General features: G+C 59.5%; 14 protein-coding genes. All 14 read left to right on the forward strand.

What is annotated here, in order from left to right; translation table 11 throughout:
• The first annotated feature begins 132 nt into the window (after nt 1-132).
• The 14 genes from CPH57_RS17425 to CPH57_RS17490 all read left to right on the forward strand — a co-directional run bounded on the left by CPH57_RS17425 (nt 133) and on the right by CPH57_RS17490 (nt 18,126).
• Nucleotides 133-1,047 carry an alpha/beta hydrolase gene (locus tag CPH57_RS17425; RefSeq protein WP_033644649.1) on the forward strand — a complete coding sequence of 305 codons (915 nt, stop codon included), beginning with the start codon at nt 133-135 and terminating at the stop codon, nt 1,045-1,047.
• 416 nt (nt 1,048-1,463) lie between these two features.
• Nucleotides 1,464-1,874: a GNAT family N-acetyltransferase gene (locus CPH57_RS17430; RefSeq protein WP_019453029.1), complete on the forward strand. Its 411-nt coding sequence runs from the start codon at nt 1,464-1,466 to the stop codon at nt 1,872-1,874.
• Between the two features lie 27 nt (nt 1,875-1,901).
• Nucleotides 1,902-2,591, forward strand: a complete 690-nt coding sequence (locus CPH57_RS17435; RefSeq protein ID WP_033644646.1) for a PAS and helix-turn-helix domain-containing protein — start codon at nt 1,902-1,904, stop codon at nt 2,589-2,591.
• A gap of 20 nt (nt 2,592-2,611) precedes the next feature.
• Nucleotides 2,612-3,913: a cytosine permease gene (locus tag CPH57_RS17440; protein WP_096242853.1), complete on the forward strand. Its 1,302-nt coding sequence runs from the start codon at nt 2,612-2,614 to the stop codon at nt 3,911-3,913.
• A gap of 534 nt (nt 3,914-4,447) precedes the next feature.
• Nucleotides 4,448-5,062: a helix-turn-helix transcriptional regulator gene (locus CPH57_RS17445; protein WP_033644644.1), complete on the forward strand. Its 615-nt coding sequence runs from the start codon at nt 4,448-4,450 to the stop codon at nt 5,060-5,062.
• Nucleotides 5,063-5,959 (forward strand): queuosine precursor transporter, encoded by an 897-nt coding sequence (locus CPH57_RS17450; protein WP_096242598.1) that lies wholly within the window; start codon nt 5,063-5,065, stop codon nt 5,957-5,959.
• On the forward strand, nt 5,937-6,776 hold the full coding sequence (gene queF, locus CPH57_RS17455; protein ID WP_047575474.1) for an NADPH-dependent 7-cyano-7-deazaguanine reductase QueF: 840 nt from the start codon (nt 5,937-5,939) through the stop codon (nt 6,774-6,776). Before CPH57_RS17450 ends, queF begins: the two co-directional genes overlap by 23 nt.
• 123 nt (nt 6,777-6,899) lie before the next feature.
• Nucleotides 6,900-9,047 (forward strand): phosphocholine-specific phospholipase C, encoded by a 2,148-nt coding sequence (locus tag CPH57_RS17460; RefSeq protein WP_096242599.1) that lies wholly within the window; start codon nt 6,900-6,902, stop codon nt 9,045-9,047.
• An 86-nt stretch (nt 9,048-9,133) separates the two neighbouring features.
• Nucleotides 9,134-10,270, forward strand: coding sequence for an ABC transporter substrate-binding protein (locus CPH57_RS17465; RefSeq protein WP_033644639.1), 1,137 nt, complete (start codon nt 9,134-9,136; stop codon nt 10,268-10,270).
• 160 nt (nt 10,271-10,430) lie between these two features.
• Nucleotides 10,431-12,554, forward strand: coding sequence for a TonB-dependent siderophore receptor (locus tag CPH57_RS17470; RefSeq protein WP_096242600.1), 2,124 nt, complete (start codon nt 10,431-10,433; stop codon nt 12,552-12,554).
• Between the two features lie 197 nt (nt 12,555-12,751).
• Nucleotides 12,752-13,678 (forward strand): aminoimidazole riboside kinase, encoded by a 927-nt coding sequence (locus CPH57_RS17475; RefSeq protein ID WP_033644636.1) that lies wholly within the window; start codon nt 12,752-12,754, stop codon nt 13,676-13,678.
• Nucleotides 13,679-13,873: 195 nt separating this feature from the next.
• A complete protein-coding gene (locus tag CPH57_RS17480) occupies nt 13,874-15,283 on the forward strand; it encodes a carbohydrate porin (protein WP_096242854.1) in 1,410 nt (469 codons plus the stop codon).
• A 63-nt stretch (nt 15,284-15,346) separates the two neighbouring features.
• Nucleotides 15,347-16,717, forward strand: coding sequence for a sucrose-specific PTS transporter subunit IIBC (locus CPH57_RS17485; RefSeq protein WP_096242601.1), 1,371 nt, complete (start codon nt 15,347-15,349; stop codon nt 16,715-16,717).
• Entirely contained in the window at nt 16,717-18,126 is a 1,410-nt protein-coding gene (locus CPH57_RS17490; RefSeq protein WP_096242855.1) for a sucrose-6-phosphate hydrolase, read from the forward strand. Before CPH57_RS17485 ends, CPH57_RS17490 begins: the two co-directional genes overlap by 1 nt.
• Nucleotides 18,127-18,144 lie beyond the last annotated feature (18 nt).

The following is an 18,144-nucleotide window of genomic DNA, read 5'->3' on the forward strand; positions in this document are numbered from 1 at the left end:
CCCTGCGAAGCATCAGGCAGCCACCGCCTGACCCCGGCCGCACTTCGCCACTGAAATACCCGCCCGAAGGAGAGGTTTTTACTGGGCGCGTACCGATGCTAATATCGGCCTTTTTCGAGGACGCTGCCCCGCATGTTATTGTCTCACCGGCATTTTATCTGCACGCTTCTGGCGCTCGCCATCGGCTTTTGGTTGCCGACTGCCGTGCAGGCCAGGCCCGATCTGGAACGCAGGATCGGCGTGACCGTCGCCGATAGCGACTCTGCGGATTACCGCTTCAGCGATCTGCGCTTCACCTCCGCCGATGGTCAACGGCGTTACCGCGTCCGTATCGCCCAGCCGCGTCGGGCGCCTGCGCCTGACGGCTATCCGACGATTTATTTCCTCGACGGCAATGCGGTGCTGATGGAGCTGAACGCCAGCTTACTGGCCAGATTGGCGACGGCGAAGCGGCCACCGGTGCTGGTGATGATCGGCTATGACAACGATCTGCGCATCGATGCCGCCGGCCGCGCCTACGACTATACGCTGCCTCTGCCGACGGGCATGAAGAAACCGCCGCAGGCGGGCGGGGGCGCGGAGGCCTTCCTGCAATTGATTGAAACGCGGATCAAACCGGCGATCGCCGCCAAACTGGCGGTCGATCAGCAGCGGCAAACGCTGTGGGGCCATTCCTACGGCGGGCTCTTCGTTCTGCATACGTTATTCGCCCATCCCGCCGCCTTCCAGCATTATATCGCCGTGGAACCCTCGCTGTGGTGGGGCAACGGCATGATCCTGCAAGAGGCGCAGCAGTGGGCGGAACGGCATCCGACGCCGGCGGCAAGGCTGCAGTTGTGGGTGGGTCTGGCGGAGCGCGAGCGCGCGGCCCCGCCCGGCGTGAAGAGCCCTGCACTGCCGGCGAACGCGGCGCAAATGCTGGCGGAACGCCTGGCAAAGCTCGACGGTCTTACCGTCGGCTATCGGGAATGGCCCGACTTGGGACACGGCGCCATGCTGGGTGCCGCCATCGAGCCGGCACTGAGCAGCGTGGCATATGAAGACTAAAGGAGGGTATCGACCGCATTTTCATCGGCGGCTCATATCTTCTGATAAGAAGAGCGTTTAATATCTGAGACAGCGCGCAGTCATCGCGGAACGGATGCGCAAAAACAAAGTGGCTCCCCCGTCGGCAAGTTAGCTTGCTCTATCCGGTGGAGCCGTACAGTACTGCAGTTTTCCCGGTGGGGCCCTGGTGAGGCGCAAGTAGGAAAAGATGGTGTTGGCAGGGCATTTCAGCGTTTTAATACTGCCTGTTTCGCTATTTTCTTCACCCTGTGATGCTTACTATAAGCGCCCGCCTGCACGGCGGAAAAGGGTGAAAACCACCCTTGAAATACATTAATAAAAGTGATAATAGAAGCGGTTGGGGCGAAAGCGTCTAGTTCAGATTTGAATAATTAAATCAGGGAATTATATTAAAAATGAATATTAATATCACCGACAAACCCAACCCGCAGGATGAAGAGTTCGTTATCGACAGCCTCTGGGCGCACAACCATAAAACCCAGCCCGTAGACATTCACCCGCTGTTCCTGACCGTCACCGACGACAACCAGCAGATCGTCGGCGGTCTGGTCGCACGTACCTGGTGGGGCGGCCTGGAAGTACAGTATCTTTGGGTCGGCGATCAATGCCGCAAAAGCGGTTACGGTCGCCAACTGATGCAGCTAGCCGAAGAAGAAGCCCGCAAGCGCGGTTGCCATATGGCCTACGTCGATACCTTCGATTTCCAGGCCAGAGGCTTCTACGAAAAACTGGGCTACCGAGTCTATGGCGAGCTGGGTGACTATGCGCATCGCCATACCCGCCATTACCTGGCTAAAAGCCTGTAACGCGGCCTGAGCGGCGCAGAGGTGGGTATGGGTTCATCGCATAAAAATAATGAATCTTATTTCAAGGGCCTCATCACCATGATGGAGCACCTGAGCGAGCCCTGGGGCATCAAAGACCAGCTGTCCCGCCACCTCTATATGAACCGCGCCGCTTATCTCTATACCAATACGCCGCTGAATTTCGACGTCGCGGGAAAATATGACCACGAATTCCCCGCCGACTGGGCCGATTCCGCCGCCGACTTTATCGAGCATGACAAGATGACCGAAGCGGCGCGCGATCGGGTCACGGTCATCGAGACGCACTACTGGTATGGCAAAGACAGCCTGACGCCGTTTATCAGCGAAAAGCTGCCGGTCTACAACGATGACAAACAGGTGATCGGCGTGATCTGGAACGCCAAGCCGATGAACAGCCTGTCGCCGCTGAAATACATCAATCAGCAAAAACCCAGCATCTTGACCACCGAAGTTAACAACGAGCTGTTCACCCGCGCCGAGCTCGATGTCATTTTCCTTATGCTGCAGCGATTTACGGTGAAAGAGATCGCCAAAATCTATAACGTCAGCAATAAGACCATCGAAAACCGCATTTATAATATTTACCAGAAGGCCAACGTGCATACTCAGCAACAGTTTGAGGAGTATTGCAAATACGCCAACCTGGATAACTACATTCCCGATCGCCTGATAACCAAGGGCATTCAGTTTATTTGAACCGCAAGGAAGATCTCACCGTGATAAAGATCGAAGATTATCCGCTCACCCGGGTGCCGCAGGATAAAAGAGTCTCGTTTTTAAGCGTGGCCATCGTGCATATGGGCATGCTGACCGCGCTGGACCAGTTCATGCTCGGCGCCGTGCTCGGCAACTCCATGACGCTGATTGACGCCTTCACCGCCATTTTCGTCGGCAGCCTGATCTTCGGCGTGGTGACCTATGGGCTTGGGATGGCGGGCATGCGCGAAGGGATTTCCGGCAGCCTGCTGGCGCGCTGGTGCGGCTTTGGCCGCCTGGGCTCGGTGCTGATCGGCGTGGTCGTGGCCGTCAGCCTGCTGGGTTGGTTCGGCATTCAAAACGCCATTTTCGCCAAGTCGCTCGATTTCGCGCTCGGCAATAAGCTGGGCTTTGGCCTGGCCGCCGGGCTCTCGGGCACGCTGTTGACCATCCTGGTGGCATTCGGCTTCAAGGCGTTGCGCATCGCCGCCCGTATCGCGGTGCCGATGTTCATTATGCTGGTGGCCTATATTTCGGTGACCGCGCTTTCCGGCCATAACCTGCAGGAGATCATCCAGCTGGCGCCGCCGGGTGAACCATTGACCATCAGCGCCGGCATCACCATCGTCGTCGGCGGCGCCATCGTGGCCAGCCTGATGACGCCCGATCTGACCCGTTACTCCAAAAACGGCAAACACGTGCTCGGCGTTACGATCTTCACCATCGTCGCCGGCGAGTTCGTGGTGAATGGCCTGGCTATCCTGATCGCCAAAACCCTGGGCACCGCGGATGTGGTCACCATCATGTCGCAAGCGGCCGGCGGCGCCGGTTTGCTGGTGGTGGTGTTTTCCACCCTGCGCGTCAACGATCTCAACCTGTACTCCTCTTCGCTGGGCATCGTCAACGCGGTGGAAGGCATCACCGGCAAAAAGCTGAAGTACACCTACACCACGTTGGCGATCGGTATTCTGGGCACCACGCTGTCGGTGCTGGGCATTCTCGACCGCTTCGTCGACTTCCTGACGGTGCTTGGCGTGGTCTTCCCGCCCCTTATCGGCATCATGTTGGTGGACTATTACCTGCTGCGCAGCCACCGCAAAATCCTGGACGAGAGCCGCCGTACGGGCCAGTTGCCGAACGAAACCCCAACCATCGGCTGGGCGGCGATCGTCGCCAGCATCGCCGGCGGCGCCGTTGGCCTGGCGACCGAATGGGGCGTACCGACCATCAACTCACTGGTGGCCGCCAGCCTGCTGTATTGGGTGCTCAAGCTGGCCTTCAGTCGGGCGCAAAAACCCCTGGCCTCGCAGAAGTCGCTCTGATTTTCGCACAGGCGTTAACGCACTCCTCCGATGACGGGGGAGTGTTTTATTGCTCGCAAAATGCGGAGTTCAGCGCAAAGGAATAGGCCGATCGCGCAGACAAACGGCCGTGGTGATGAGGGTCCCTGGTGTCGGTAGCAAGCTATCCATTATGCTCAGAGTGCGGGAACATCCCCCTCTGAGCTTTTTATTATAAAAGTCGTTAGCTTCAGTGTTTTGATCGTAAAGAAAAACTTCAGCTTGCATGAACAGTAGCCCATGAAATCGCCTTTGGTCAACATAAAAGTGAACATAAAATTGGCTTTTGTGTTCACTTTTCCATAAGCAAAAGCTAATCAATTGATTTGCACAGCTTTATCATTTCCCCAAACCGCCTTCCGCATCCACGTCGCCCGCCCCCCGCCAAGCCGCTGACAGAAAGCAATAATTAACGAAAATAATCAGTCTGTTATCCTATTCCCTGCGCCTTTTTATCTGGACAACGCCAACGCGTAAGATATAGTGAAGCCAGCGTAATGTTTGTAAGGACAGCCTATGAAAACCCCCAACGCACAGCGCAAAATCAACATCATTAAAAATATTGAATATCTAATGCGTACCCGCGGTGAAACCAAGGCTTCCTTTTCCAACCGCAGCGGCCTGACGCGCACTACCCTATACAAAATTCTTGATGGAAGAGTGAACAACGTTCAGCAATCCACCGTTAATCGGATTTCAGATTTTTTCGGTGTCTCCTGTGAAGAGATCGAAGACTACGATCTGGAAAAACTGGAGCTGCTCAACGAAACGTTGTCCACCGAAGGCAACAAGAACCCTTCCGCCATTCCGGTGATCCCGCAGTCGCGCTATCTGGCCGTCTCGCAGCGCAAGATCGGGCAACTGGTCACCGAGTTTCCTTTGACTTATTTCTTCGGCGATGAGTCGAACATGTTGGCAATGAAAATAGAGACCGAAATTAAAGGGTCATTCATTCCGGGCGAAGTCATTATCATCAAACGTCCGCCGGTACTGATTTGCGATTCACCTTTGCTGTATCACTCGGGAAAAAGCGGCTTCTTTGTGGTTGACGACAAAGACAGCGAAAGCATGGACAAACGCCTTCAGGAGACGGTGCAATTCCTGGGTTATATCGTTGGAGAAAGGTTATAAATGGAACCGAATCAGAAGTTCAAGCTGTTGGGCTTCACCCGACATGGCACCATCGCGGCCAATGTCATGGTATTGGCCACCGGCAAAACCATTACCATGGGGCTCAATGAGCTGGCCGACAGCGAAATATCGGAAGATCTGAGCCGGCACGAGCTGCAGGCGCTGTACCGTAAACTCTACGGCGACAATCAACAAAAAACCGCCTATGAGCTCAGCGATCGCCATGAACGTTCCTGGTACGCCTACCTGATTATTACCGTGGCGCTCAGCGTGATTTATATCTTCTCGACGCTGTGCGGCGTCAAGCCGATCCAAATTCCGGTGCTGAATCTCATCACGCCGCCGGCGATCTTCATCTATCCGCTCACGTTCATCCTGGTGGACATTCTCAACGAGTTCTATGGGTTGCGGCTGGCCAGACGCACCATCATCATCTCGTTCATCGCCAACCTGACCTTCGTTCTCGGCGTCTGGGTGACGACGCTGGTGCCGAGCATTCCACAGTGGGAGTACAGCGAGACCTACAACGGCATCGTGCACAGCATCATGGCGGTGCTGGTGGCCTCTTCGGCGGCCTATCTGATCTCCGAGAACGTCAACTCCTATCTGCTTTGCAAGATCAAAGAGTTGACCAACTCCCGCTACCTGTTCGTGCGCGTGATCACCAGCACCGTAATCGCATCGGCCATCGACAGCGTGGTGTTCTGTACGCTGGCGTTCTACAACGTGCTGAGCAGGGACATCATCAAAACCATGATCCTGTCTCAGTTCCTGATCAAGGTGGTTTACGCCCTGCTGGGCGTCGGGCCGATTTACGCCACCCGCAGTCTGTTTAACCGCTACATCAATACCGAACAAGCAAAGGGCAATGAATATGCATATCCAAAAGCAAGATAAGATCACCCATCTTGGCGCGAACTCCGATTATCCGGACCAATATGCTCCCGCATTGCTCGAAGCCTTGCCGCGCGCACGCGGCCGCGATCTGATCGGCGTGGACGAACGGCAGCTGCCGTTCAGCGGCTTTGATCTGTGGACCGCCTTCGAGTTGTCGTGGCTCAACGGCAAGGGCAAACCGGTGGTGGGCATCGGCGAATTTACCTTCCCGCACTCCTCTTCCAACCTGATCGAATCCAAATCGTTCAAGCTGTATCTCAACAGCTTCAACCAAACGCGCTTCGACAGCGTGGAACAGGTGAGCGCCGCCATGCAGAAGGATCTGTCGCAGGCGGCCAATGGCCAGGTCACCGTCAAGCTCTATCCGGGTCTGGAAGGTTATCCGGCGCAGATCGATCGTCTGCCGGGCATCAACATCGACGATCTGGATATCGCGGTCGACGACTTCGCCTTCAAACCGGAATACCTGAGCGGCGCGGCCGATCAAGGGGAGCACGTAGCGGAGACGCTGTCTTCCAATCTGCTGAAATCCAACTGCCTGGTCACCAACCAGCCGGACTGGGGCAGCGTGGTGATCCGCTATGAAGGCCGCAAAATCGATCGCGAAAGCCTGCTGCGCTACCTGATCTCCTTCCGCCAGCACAACGAATTCCACGAGCAGTGCGTCGAGCGCATTTTCAACGACATCAAGCAGAGCTGCCGCCCGGAAAAACTCAGCGTGTTCGCGCGTTACACCCGCCGCGGCGGCCTGGACATCAACCCCTTCCGCAGCGATTTCGAAACGGCGCCGACGCTCGGCCGCCTGATCAGACAGTAAGCCTCATCCCCCAATGCTCCCGCCAGGGAGCATTGTTTCTCTCGCTTTCATCTCCCTGTTATTTTTCGCCATTATCGTCGTCAGCGGCTATCTTCAAAGCACACTGACGGAGATTAACGACGCATGCCTGACCTTTCTCGCAGAGACATCCTGCGGGCTGCCGCCATCGGATCGGCGTTCTCGCTGTTGCCCGCCTCGATTCGCAAAGCGCTGGCCATTCCCGCCAATAACCGCACCGGCACCCTGCGCGACGTCGAACACGTGGTGATCCTGATGCAGGAGAACCGCTCTTTCGATCACTACTTCGGCACCTTGCCGGGCGTGCGCGGCTTCAGCGATCGATTTACCATTCCACTGCCCGGCGATCGCCTGGTCTGGCAGCAACAAGGCGCCGAACGGCTGGTGCTGCCCTACCATCTGGACAGCAAACGCGGCAACGCCCAGCGCGTCACCGGCACGCCGCACTCGTGGGTGGATGAGCAAGCCGCCTGGGATCACGGCCGCATGAGCGCCTGGCCCACCTACAAAACGCCGGCCTCGATGGGCTACTACCGCCAGCAGGAGCTGCCGTTCCAGTTCGCGCTGGCCAACGCCTTCACCCTGTGCGATGCCTATCACTGTTCCATCCACGCCGGCACCAACACCAATCGGCTGTTCCACTGGACCGGCACCAACGGCCCGTCCGCCGCCGACGTGGCGGTAGTGGTCAACGAATGGGACAGCCCCGGCCCGGCAGAGATCGGCTACCGGTGGACCACCTATCCGGAACGGCTGGAGGCGAGCGGCGTCAGTTGGAAGGTATACCAATTCCTGCCGGACAACTTTACCGACAACCCGCTGGCGGGCTTTCGCCAATACCGCGCCGCCAGCATTCAGGTGGGCAACCCGGCTCGGCCGCCAAAAGACTTCAACGCCTTCGTGCCTTATCGCGACGAGCTCAACGCGACCGCGCCGCTGTACAAAGGCAACGGCAACACCCTGCCGGCCGCCGACGGCAACGATCTGGACGCCATGCTGGCCGGATTCCGCACCGACGTGCAGCAGGGCAAACTGCCGCAGGTCAGTTGGATCATCGCGCCGGCGGCCTATTCGGAACATCCCGATCCCTCCAGCCCGGTGCAGGGCGGCTGGTTCACCCAAGAGATCCTCAACGCGCTGACCGACAACCCGGAGGTGTGGAGTAAAACCGTGCTGCTGGTCAACTACGACGAAAACGACGGTTTTTTCGATCATATGCCTTCGCCTTCCGCGCCGTCGCTGCGCGAAGACGGCAGCTTCGCCGGTAAATCGACGGTGCCGTTCGATACCGAGATCTTCCAGCACGTGGCGCCGCCCGGCTCGCAGGACCAGCCGCCGCCGGACGGCCGCATCTACGGCCCCGGCCCGCGGGTGCCGATGCTGGTGCTGTCGCCCTGGAGCCGCGGCGGCTGGGTCAATTCGCAGATCTTCGATCACACCTCGGTGCTGCAATTCCTGGAAAAGCGCTTTCAGGTGCATGAACCCAACATCAGCGCCTGGCGCCGCGCGGTGTGTGGCGATCTCACCTCGGCGTTCAACTTTGTCGATCCTAACGGCGAAGCATTGCCGAGCCTGCCCGCCACCAGCCGCCACGCCGCCGACGGCCTGCGCCAGCGTCAGGAGCAGCTGCCGCAGGTGCCGCTGCCGCCGCCCGCCCGCCAGCGTTTGCCACACCAACGCCGCCTGGCGCGCCCTTCTCGCGCACTGCCCTATCAGCTGCACGTCGAGGCCAGCGTCGCGGCCGAGCAGCGGCGCGTAACGCTGAACCTGTTCAATACCGGCGAGCAAGGGGCGGTGTTTCACGTCTACGACCGGCGAGATCTGACGCAGATCCCGCGCCGCTATACCGTCGAGGCCGGCAAGGCGGTCAGCGACGACTGGCAGACGGAGGACGAGTACCATCTGTGGCTGCTCGGCCCCAACGGCTTTCATCGTGAAATGCGCGGCGCGCTGAGCCGGCCGCAGCCGGAAGTACGTTTGCGCCCGACGGGCCGCAGCCTGCTGCTGCAGTTGGATAACCCGGGTGCCGAAACGGTGACGGTCACTCTCGACCGCTGCCCTTACACGCAACAAGGCCCGTGGCCCATCACGCTGCCTGCGGGCGGCAGCCACCGCCAAACGTTTGACGCCCGCGCCAGCGGCGGTTGGTATGATCTTGCGCTGCACAGCGCCGGAGGCTGGCGGCGCCGCCTGGCGGGCCGACTGGAGGATGGCGAACACAGCGTCAGCGACCCGCTGATGGGCCAGGAGTAGCCTATCGACAGCGAAGAGGTTCAAAAAGCGAAAGGATATCGCTTATCATTGCGTTCTCGTTCCTAGCCGATTACTCAAGGATCTCCATGTCCGCTGTTCTTATCGCCAAAGCCGGCCGCTGGCTGGCCGCCTGCGTTTTGCTGTTGGCCGGCGCCGCTCAAGCCGCGCCGATCGTCGTTACCGATGTCGCCGGCCGTCAGGTTACGCTGCCGCAACCGGCCAAGCGCGTTATCCTGGCCGACGCCCGCGCGCTGTTGGCGCTGAATATTCTGCATCCGCAGGAGCCGCTGAAAAACATCATCGCCTGGGACAACTCGCTGAAGGTCAAAGCCCCGGATCTGGTTGAGGCCTATGCGAAAAAATTCCCGCAGGTCATGCAAATCCCCACCTTCGACAACCCCTACACCAGTGACTTCAGCGTGGAGAGCGCGGTGGTGCGCCAACCGGACCTGATCATTTTCGACATCGGTCTGCTGAGCAAATTGAAGGACAGCGGCGTACTGACCCAGCTGGAAAAAGTCGGCATCCCGGTGCTGATCATCGATTTCCGCCAGCAGCCGCTGACCAACACCGTCGCCAGCATGGCGCTGTTGGGCAAAGTGTTTGACGAGCAGCCCAACGCCGACGCCTTTATCCGTTTCTATCAGCAACGCCTCGAGCTGGTGCGCCAGCGCGTCGCCACGCTGAAACCGGAGCAGCGCCCCAGCGTCTTCATCGAACGCAGCGCCGGCATCAAAGGCGAGCAGTGCTGCAATACCTTCGGCAAAGGCAGCTTCGGGCAGTTTATCGATACCGCCGGCGGCGACAATATCGGCAGCAAACTGTTTTCAGACATGGGCGGTGAAGTGAACGTCGAACAGGTGATCGCCAGCAATCCGGATTTCTATCTGCTGACCGGCGCCGACTGGAGCCGTGGCCATCGCGGTACGCTGGCCGTGCCGCTGGGCTACACCACCGATATGGCCACCAGCCAAAAGAAACTGGCGCATCTGCTGGATCGCACCGGCATTAACGTGTTGAAAGCGGTGAAAGAAAAACGCGTGATGGCGATTTATCATCAATTTTACGACACGCCGCTCAACTTTATCGCGGTCGAGGCGATCGCCAAATTCCTGCACCCGGCGCTGTTTAAAGATATTGATCCGCAAGCGGATATCGAAAGCGTGCACCAGAAATTCACCGCGCTGGATTATAGCGGGGTCTTCTGGCTTACGCCGCAATAATCCCCGCCAGGGCCCGCCAACCGGGCCCTGCTACCGGCATCCTTCATGTAGTTACCCGCTTAACTATTCCATAACAATTCTATTTACTTGCCAATAATTATCATTAAGATTGTCGTTTCTAAAAAAACACATCCGGGTCTGAAACTTCTAAGGCATTATTATGTCAATTCTTTTTCGCCTCTCCCTGCTGGCGACCTCTATCGCCGTTGCTTTCCCCATCCTTGCTGCTGATAACTCATCTCAAAACGATGCCGATACGGTAACCGTCGTCGGCAACTGGCTGGACAACCCTGATACCAGTTCGGTGCTGCTCAACCATCCGGGCGCGCGATCCATCGTCACTCAGCAGCAGATGCATGAGCAAGGCGACCAAACCATCGCCGACAGCCTGCGCGGTGTGCCCGGCGTGCAGGTGCGCGACAGCAACGGCACCGGCGGCAGCGACATTTCGCTCAACGTCGGCGTGCGCGGCCTGACCTCACGCCTTTCTCCGCGATCCACCATTCTGATGGACGGCGTTCCGTTGGCCGTCGCGCCTTACGGCCAGCCACAGCTGTCGATGGCGCCGCTGTCGATCGGCAACCTGCAATCGGTTGACGTGGTGCGCGGCGGCGGCGCGGTGCGTTACGGGCCGCAAAACGTCGGCGGCGTGATCAACTTCGTCACCCGCGACATTCCAAAAGCGTTTGGCGGCACCGCCGGCGTGCAAACTCAGGGCGCCAGCCACGGCGGCCTGAAGACCCTGACCAGCGCCTCGGTGGGCGGCACCGCAGATAACGGCTTCGGCGCCGAGCTGCTTTACTCCGGCCTGCACGGCCAGGGCTACCGCGACAACAACGACAACACCGACATCGACGATTTCATGCTGAAAACGCGTTATGCGTTCACCGATCGTGACGAACTGCTGGCCAATTTCCACTACTACGACGCCAAAGCCGGCATGCCGGGCGGCCTGAGCAGCGCGCAATACGCGCAGAACCCGTTCCAGTCCACGCGTCCCTGGGACCAGTTCGAAGGCCGCCGCAAGGATATGTCGTTCAAATACAAACATCAGGAAGACGACAAACAGTTCGAAGTGTTGACCTACTTCACCGACAGCTACCGCGGCAGCAACATCGAGTCGGAAGGCACCGGCAAAAATGCCGGGTTGCGGCGCATGGTGTCCTATCCGCGCCACTATTCGACCTGGGCGATCGAACCAAGCTATTCGCAACTGTTTCGCTTCTGGGATATGGCGCACGAGATCACCCTCGGTTACCGCTACCTGAATGAAACCATGGATGAAAAGGCGTCGCGTTCGGCCTGGTATAACCCGGCGAATGTCGGCGCCACGCCGGATACCCCGGACTATTACCAGCACACCTCCGGCGGCACCGCAGCCAACGCGTTCTATATCGACGATACCATTAACGTCGGCAACTGGACGGTCACGCCGGGCCTGCGTTATGAAAGCATTCGCACCCACGTGGACGATTCGTTCAACAACATCAGCCGCGAGAAAAGCTACAGCGAACCGCTGCCGTCATTGAACGTGATGTACCACCTGTCCGACGCCTGGAAACTGTTCGCCAACGCCAACACCTCGTTCGGCAGCATGCAGTATTTCCAGCTGACCAAAGGCGGCAACGGCAACCAGCCTGCGCCGGGGCTGACGGCGGAAAAAGCGCATACCTATGAGTTCGGCACCCGCTACGACGACACCGTGGTCAAGGCCGAAGCCACGCTGTTCTATATCGACTTCGATAATCAGCTGCAATACATCAGCAACGATGTGGGCTGGACCAACATGGGCGCCACCAAGCACAAAGGCATCGAGTTGGCGCTCAGCTACGATCTCAGCGAGCTGAACCGCGCGCTGGACGGCGCCAGCGTCTACACCAGCTATACCTACACCAAGGCCAGCACCGACAAGGGCGACTTCGCCGGTAAAGACCTGCCGTTCTACTCGCGCCAGGTCTATACCGTCGGCACACGCTACGCCACCGGCAACTGGATATGGAATCTGGACGGTTACGCGCAGTCCAAACAGCATTCGCCGGGCACCGGGCCGGAGTACGTCACGCAGGAAAGCGCCGATGGTCAGTTCGGCAATATCGCCGGTTACATGGTGTGGAACATGCGCGGGGAATATAATTTCGGGCCGCAGCTATCGAACCTGACGCTGGGCGCCGGGGTGAAAAACCTGTTCGATCAGCGCTACTTTACCCGCTCCAACGACAATAACTTCGGCAAGTACGTCGGTGAACCGCGCACCTTCTTCGTGCAGGGTTCCGTCGCATTCTGACCCCCAGCGCCCACTACAGGCGCTTCGTTCATCCATACCGCCCGCTCGCATCGCGGGCGGTATTTCCTGCGCCTGACCCGCCCTATTTTTTGATCTTGCTCACTCCCCAAACGCCTGACGCATTATTTCATTGCTTTGCTAAACCGGTTCTTCTATTTTAGCCACCCATCAGACATCGGTAGAAACAGGGATTAAGCATGGCGAATCGCGTATGGGTGCTGGGCGACGCAGTGGTCGATTTGGTGCCAGAAAATTCAAACAGTTATCTTAAATGCCCCGGCGGCGCGCCGGCTAACGTGGCGGTGGGCGTCGCCCGCTTGGGCGGCGACAGCGCCTTTATCGGCCGAGTGGGGCAAGACAGTTTCGGCGCCTTTCTGCAGCAGGTGCTGAGCGAAGAAGGGGTGGATATTGACCATATGCTTTCGGATCCCGAACACCACACCTCCACGGTGGTGGTGGATCTCGATCAGCACGGTGAGCGCTCATTCACGTTTATGGTGCAGCCCAGCGCCGATCTGTTTTTGCAGCCCGACGATCTGCCGGCTTTCCAACGGGGCGAATGGCTGCACCTCTGCTCCATCGCGCTGTCGCAGGAGCCCAGCCGCAGCACGGCCTTTACGGCGATGGAACGCATGCGGGCAGTCGGCGGCCGGGTCAGTTTCGATCCCAACATCCGCGAAGAGGTCTGGCGTCAGCCGGAAGCGCTGCGCCCCTGCCTGCAAAAGGCGCTGCTGCTGGCGGACGTGGTGAAACTGTCGCGCGAAGAGCTGGTTTTCATCAGCCATCTTGACGATGTGGAGAACGGCATCCGCTGGATGATGCAAACCTACCCGTTGCGCCTGTTGCTGGTCACGCTGGGCGGCGACGGCGTCTACGTGCATGACGGCCAACGGCTGCGTCATTTCCGCGCGGCGCCTGTCGTGCCGGTCGATACCACCGGCGCCGGCGACGCGTTTGTCGCCGGGCTGTTAGCGGCGCTGGCACGCCTTCACGCATTGCCGCAAGAAGCGCAATGGCCGGCGATTATCGCCCAGGCTCAGGCCTGCGGCGCGCTGGCCACCACCGCCAAAGGCGCCATGACCGCCCTGCCCCGCGCCGAAGAGCTCGCCGCTTTTCTGCGCTGATCCCCTGCAACCACGGCGATCCCCTGGGCGCCGTGGTCTTTTAACCCCACGATTTGCGCACTCGATCACAATAGCTGAATCGGGTTAGCAAACTTGATTGCCAGTCCGCTTCTCGATCGTTATCTTTCGCCATGAAAAACCGGTTTAGCAATTTAGCAAAAAATAATAACAACCCTTCCCGGATGATAGACGATGATGAAAAAACTCAGCTATTTGGCGATAACAACAGGGCTTTTCCTCTCCACTTCTGCCGCTGCAGCCTCCGGCGACGGCAGTATCGAGGCGCGTCTTAACGCGCTGGAACAACGTCTGGCGCAGGCGGAACAGCGCGCCGCTCAGGCTGAAACCCGCGCCACGGCGGCGGAACGCCGGGCGCAACAGCTGGAGCAGCGCACCGCCAGCACCGAGCGGCAAACCGCGCGGGTCGCGCAACGCGCCGCCGCGCTGGAAACGCAATCCCCCGTGACCGGCGCGCTAAAACTGAACGGCTTCAACGATCTGAAGCTATACGGCGACGTGGAGTTCAATCTGGACGGCGCCAGCCGCAGCGGCCAACTGACGTCGTTGAAAGGCAGCGATCACAAGGATTGGAAACCCGGCAACAAAGAGCGCTGGGACATCAACGGCCGCATTCTGGTGGGGCTGGACGGCTATCGCCGCAATCCGGACGGCAACTTCTCCGGTTTCAGCGTCCAGCCGCTGGCGGACATGACCGGCAAAATGAACCTGGACGACGCCACTTTCTTCTTCGGCAATGAAAAGAACTGGCAAACCAAAATCGGCCGCTTCGAAGCCTACGACATGTTCCCGCTGAATCAGGACACTTTCATTCAGTATTCAGGCAACACCGCCAACGATCTTTACGCTGACGGCTTTGGCTATATCTATATGATGAAAGAAGGCCGTGGCCGCAGCAGCAGCGGCGGAAACCTGATGTTGAGCAAATACGCCGGGGATGTCTATTTCGAACTGAACACGCTGGTGGAAGACGGCACTTCGCTGTTCCAGGACAACAGCTACCACGGCAATGCGCTGAACAATAAGAAAAACGTCGCCTATTTGCGCCCGGTGATCGCCTGGAAGAAAGAGGCCTTCAGCATCGCGGCGGCGATGGAAAGCAACGTGGTGAATAATGCCTACGGCTATCAGGACAGCCAGGGCCGCTTCGTCGATCAATCCAAGCGCAACGGCTACGGCATGACCATGAGCTGGAACACCAACGCGGCCGATCCGGATAACGGCGTGGTGGCCAACCTGAGCACCGCCTACCTGGACGCCGCCGGCGAGCAGGACTTGACCGCCGGCGTCAACGTGCTGTGGCGGCGCTTCGAACTGGGTTATATCTATGCGCACAACAACATCAAAGAGTTCAATACCGCCGGGATCGCCGCCGATATCCACAATCCGCTCAGCGAGCCGGGCAACTACGACATCCACACCGTTCACGCGTCGTATCAGATACCTAACATTATGAATATGAAGAATTTCAATGTGTATTTAGGCGCCTATGTTTCGCTGCTGGAAGCCAACGCCGAGAACAAGATCGCCAACGGCGACAACGACCAGCGTTACGGCGTGCGCGCCAGATTCAAGTATTTCTTCTGACATCGATGAACGTATTTCCGCCGCGTAGAGCGCGGCGGCATTTTAATTCAGCAAGGGGACAACATGGACATTACCGCAACCGCCAACGCGCTGTTGCCGCTGCTCGGCGGTAAAGAGAACATCGCCAGCGCCGCCCACTGCGCCACGCGCCTGCGCCTGGTGCTGGTGGACGACAGCAAGGTGGACAAAGAGGCCATCGGCAAACTGGACGGCGTCAAAGGCTGCTTCAGCAACGCCGGTCAGATCCAGGTGATCTTCGGCACCGGGCTGGTCAACAAGGTGCATGCGGAATTCATCAAGGCGGCGGGCGTCAGCGAATCCAGCAAGGCCGAAGCCGCCGATATCGCGGCGAAAAAGCTCAACCCGCTGCAGCGCATCGCCCGCCTGCTGTCGAACATCTTCGTGCCGATCATCCCGGCCATCGTCGCCTCCGGCCTGCTGATGGGGCTGCTCGGCATGGTGAAAACCTATGGTTGGGCGGATGCCGACAGCGCGCTGTTCGTGATGCTGAACATGTTCAGCTCGGCGGCGTTCATTATCCTGCCGATTCTGATCGGTTTCACCGCCGCCCGCGAATTCGGCGGCAACCCCTACCTGGGCGCCACGCTCGGCGGCATTCTGACGCACCCGGCGCTGACCAACGCCTGGGGCGTCGCCGGAGGGTTCCATACCATGAACTTCTTCGGTCTGGAGATCGCCATGATCGGCTATCAGGGCACGGTATTTCCGGTGCTGCTGACGGTGTGGTTCATGAGCCTGTTGGAAAAACGCCTGCGCAAGGTGATCCCCAACGCGCTGGATTTGATCCTGACGCCGTTCCTGACGATCGTGATCTCCGGGTTTGTCGCCCTGCTGTTTATCGGCCCCGCCGGCCGGGCGCTGGGCGACGGCATCTCCTTCGTGCTCAGCACGCTGATCGCCCATGCCGGTTGGTTCGCCGGCCTGCTGTTCGGCGGCCTCTATTCCGCCATTGTCATCACCGGCATCCATCACAGCTTCCACGCGGTGGAGGCCGGGCTGCTCGGCAACCCCAACATCGGCGTCAACTTCCTGCTGCCGATTTGGTCGATGGCCAACATCGCTCAGGGCGGCGCCTGCCTGGCGGTGTATTTCAAAACGCGCGATGCCAAAATCAAAGCCATCGCGGTGCCTTCAGCCTTTTCCGCCATGCTCGGCATCACCGAGGCGGCGCTGTTCGGCATCAACCTGCGCTTCGTGAAACCGTTCCTGGCGGCGCTGGCGGGCGGCGCGCTCGGCGGCGCCTGGGTGGTGGCCAATCATGTCGGCATGAACGCGGTCGGGCTGACGGCGATCCCCGGCATGGCGATCGTGCAGGCCAGTTCGCTGGTCAGCTATATCATCGGCCTGGCGATCGCGTTTGGCAGCGCCTTCGCCCTCTCCCTGCTGCTGAAATATAAAACGGACGCGCAATGATGGAGGAACTCAGCTTAATCAAACAGGCACTGCGGGCGGTCATGAACGGCCTGCCACTCGCGCTGCGCGATCCGCACCGCCCGGCCTGGCATCTGGCGCCCAGCGTTGGCCTGCTGAACGATCCCAACGGCTTCATTCAGCACAACGGCGTTTATCATCTGTTCTATCAATGGAATCCGCTGGGCTGCGACCATCGCAACAAGTGCTGGGGACATTGGCAGTCGACCGACTTGCTGCGTTGGGCGCATCAGCCGATCGCCCTGGCGCCGGGCGCCTGTTACGACAGCCACGGCTGTTACTCCGGCTCGGCGGTGGTGGCGGAAGACAAAATCACGCTGATCTACACCGGCAACGTGAAATTCCCCGATGGCTCACGCACCGCTTACCAGTGCCTGGCTCAGGAAAGCGATCGGGACGAGTACCGCAAACTCGGGCCGGTGCTGCCGCTGCCGGCGGGCTACAGCGGGCACGTACGCGATCCGAAAGTGTGGCGTCATCAGAATGCGTGGTACATGGTGCTCGGCGCGCGGGACTTGCAGGATCGCGGCAAGGTGCTGTTACTGCGCTCCGCCGATCTGCGCGGCTGGCAACCGCTGGGCGAGATCGCCGGTTCCGGCCTGAACGGCTTAGGCGAATTCGGCTACATGTGGGAGTGCCCGGATCTGTTCTCGCTGGACGACGCTGACGTGTTGATCTGCTGCCCGCAGGGGCTGGCGCCGCAGCCGGAACGCTACCTCAATCGCTATCAGGCCGGTTATCTGATCGGCAAGCTGGATTACCGCCAGGCGGCCTTCCGTCACGGCGAATTCCGCGAACTGGACGCCGGCTTCGAGTTTTATGCGCCGCAGACGACGCTGGCGGAAGATGGCCGCCGCTTGCTGTTCGGCTGGATGGGCGTGCCCGAGCAAGATGAAGAAGCCCATCCGACGCGCCGCTACGGCTGGATCCACACCATGACCTGCCCGCGCGAGCTGTCGCTGCGGCATGGCCGCCTCCAGCAGCGTCCGGCGCGCGAGCTGCAACAGCTGCGCGGCGAACGAACATGCTGGCAGGGCCGCGCCGATGGCGCCCCCGCCTGCGCGCTGGGGGCCGCGGAGCTGCAGTTGGCGCCGCAGGGCGCGTTCAACGCCGCCTTTGGCGACGCAATGACGCTGAACTGGGACGGCGAAAGGCTGCGGCTGACGCGCGCTTCCCTGGCCGACGGCCAGCCGGAGCACCGTTACTGGCGCGGCCCGGTCACGCATCTGCAGCTGCTGTTCGATCGTTCCAGCGTGGAGATCTTCATCAACCGCGGCGAGGCCGTGATGAGCGCGCGCTACTTCCCGGCCATTGAGCCGCAACTGCGGCTGTCCGGAAACGCGCCGCTGGCGTTGGAATACTGGCCGCTGACGCCATGCATGCTAGAATGACGCATCCTCCGATGACTT

The organism is Serratia sp. JKS000199, assembly GCF_900215455.1.
Taxonomy (GTDB): Bacteria; Pseudomonadota; Gammaproteobacteria; order Enterobacterales; family Enterobacteriaceae; genus Serratia; species Serratia ureilytica.

Bases quoted from the DNA above. Each gene is read 5' to 3' on its own strand.
- CPH57_RS17470 (WP_096242600.1), top strand. From the start codon at position 10,431: ATGTCAATTCTTTTTCGCCTCTCCCTGCTGGCGACCTCTATCGCCGTT.
- CPH57_RS17450 (WP_096242598.1), top strand. From the start codon at position 5,063: ATGGAACCGAATCAGAAGTTCAAGCTGTTGGGCTTCACCCGACATGGC.
- CPH57_RS17480 (WP_096242854.1), top strand. From the start codon at position 13,874: ATGAAAAAACTCAGCTATTTGGCGATAACAACAGGGCTTTTCCTCTCC.
- queF (WP_047575474.1), top strand. From the start codon at position 5,937: ATGCATATCCAAAAGCAAGATAAGATCACCCATCTTGGCGCGAACTCC.
- CPH57_RS17425 (WP_033644649.1), top strand. From the start codon at position 133: ATGTTATTGTCTCACCGGCATTTTATCTGCACGCTTCTGGCGCTCGCC.
- CPH57_RS17475 (WP_033644636.1), top strand. From the start codon at position 12,752: ATGGCGAATCGCGTATGGGTGCTGGGCGACGCAGTGGTCGATTTGGTG.
- CPH57_RS17485 (WP_096242601.1), top strand. From the start codon at position 15,347: ATGGACATTACCGCAACCGCCAACGCGCTGTTGCCGCTGCTCGGCGGT.
- CPH57_RS17465 (WP_033644639.1), top strand. From the start codon at position 9,134: ATGTCCGCTGTTCTTATCGCCAAAGCCGGCCGCTGGCTGGCCGCCTGC.
- CPH57_RS17445 (WP_033644644.1), top strand. From the start codon at position 4,448: ATGAAAACCCCCAACGCACAGCGCAAAATCAACATCATTAAAAATATT.
- CPH57_RS17490 (WP_096242855.1), top strand. From the start codon at position 16,717: ATGGAGGAACTCAGCTTAATCAAACAGGCACTGCGGGCGGTCATGAAC.
- CPH57_RS17435 (WP_033644646.1), top strand. From the start codon at position 1,902: ATGGGTTCATCGCATAAAAATAATGAATCTTATTTCAAGGGCCTCATC.
- CPH57_RS17430 (WP_019453029.1), top strand. From the start codon at position 1,464: ATGAATATTAATATCACCGACAAACCCAACCCGCAGGATGAAGAGTTC.
- CPH57_RS17460 (WP_096242599.1), top strand. From the start codon at position 6,900: ATGCCTGACCTTTCTCGCAGAGACATCCTGCGGGCTGCCGCCATCGGA.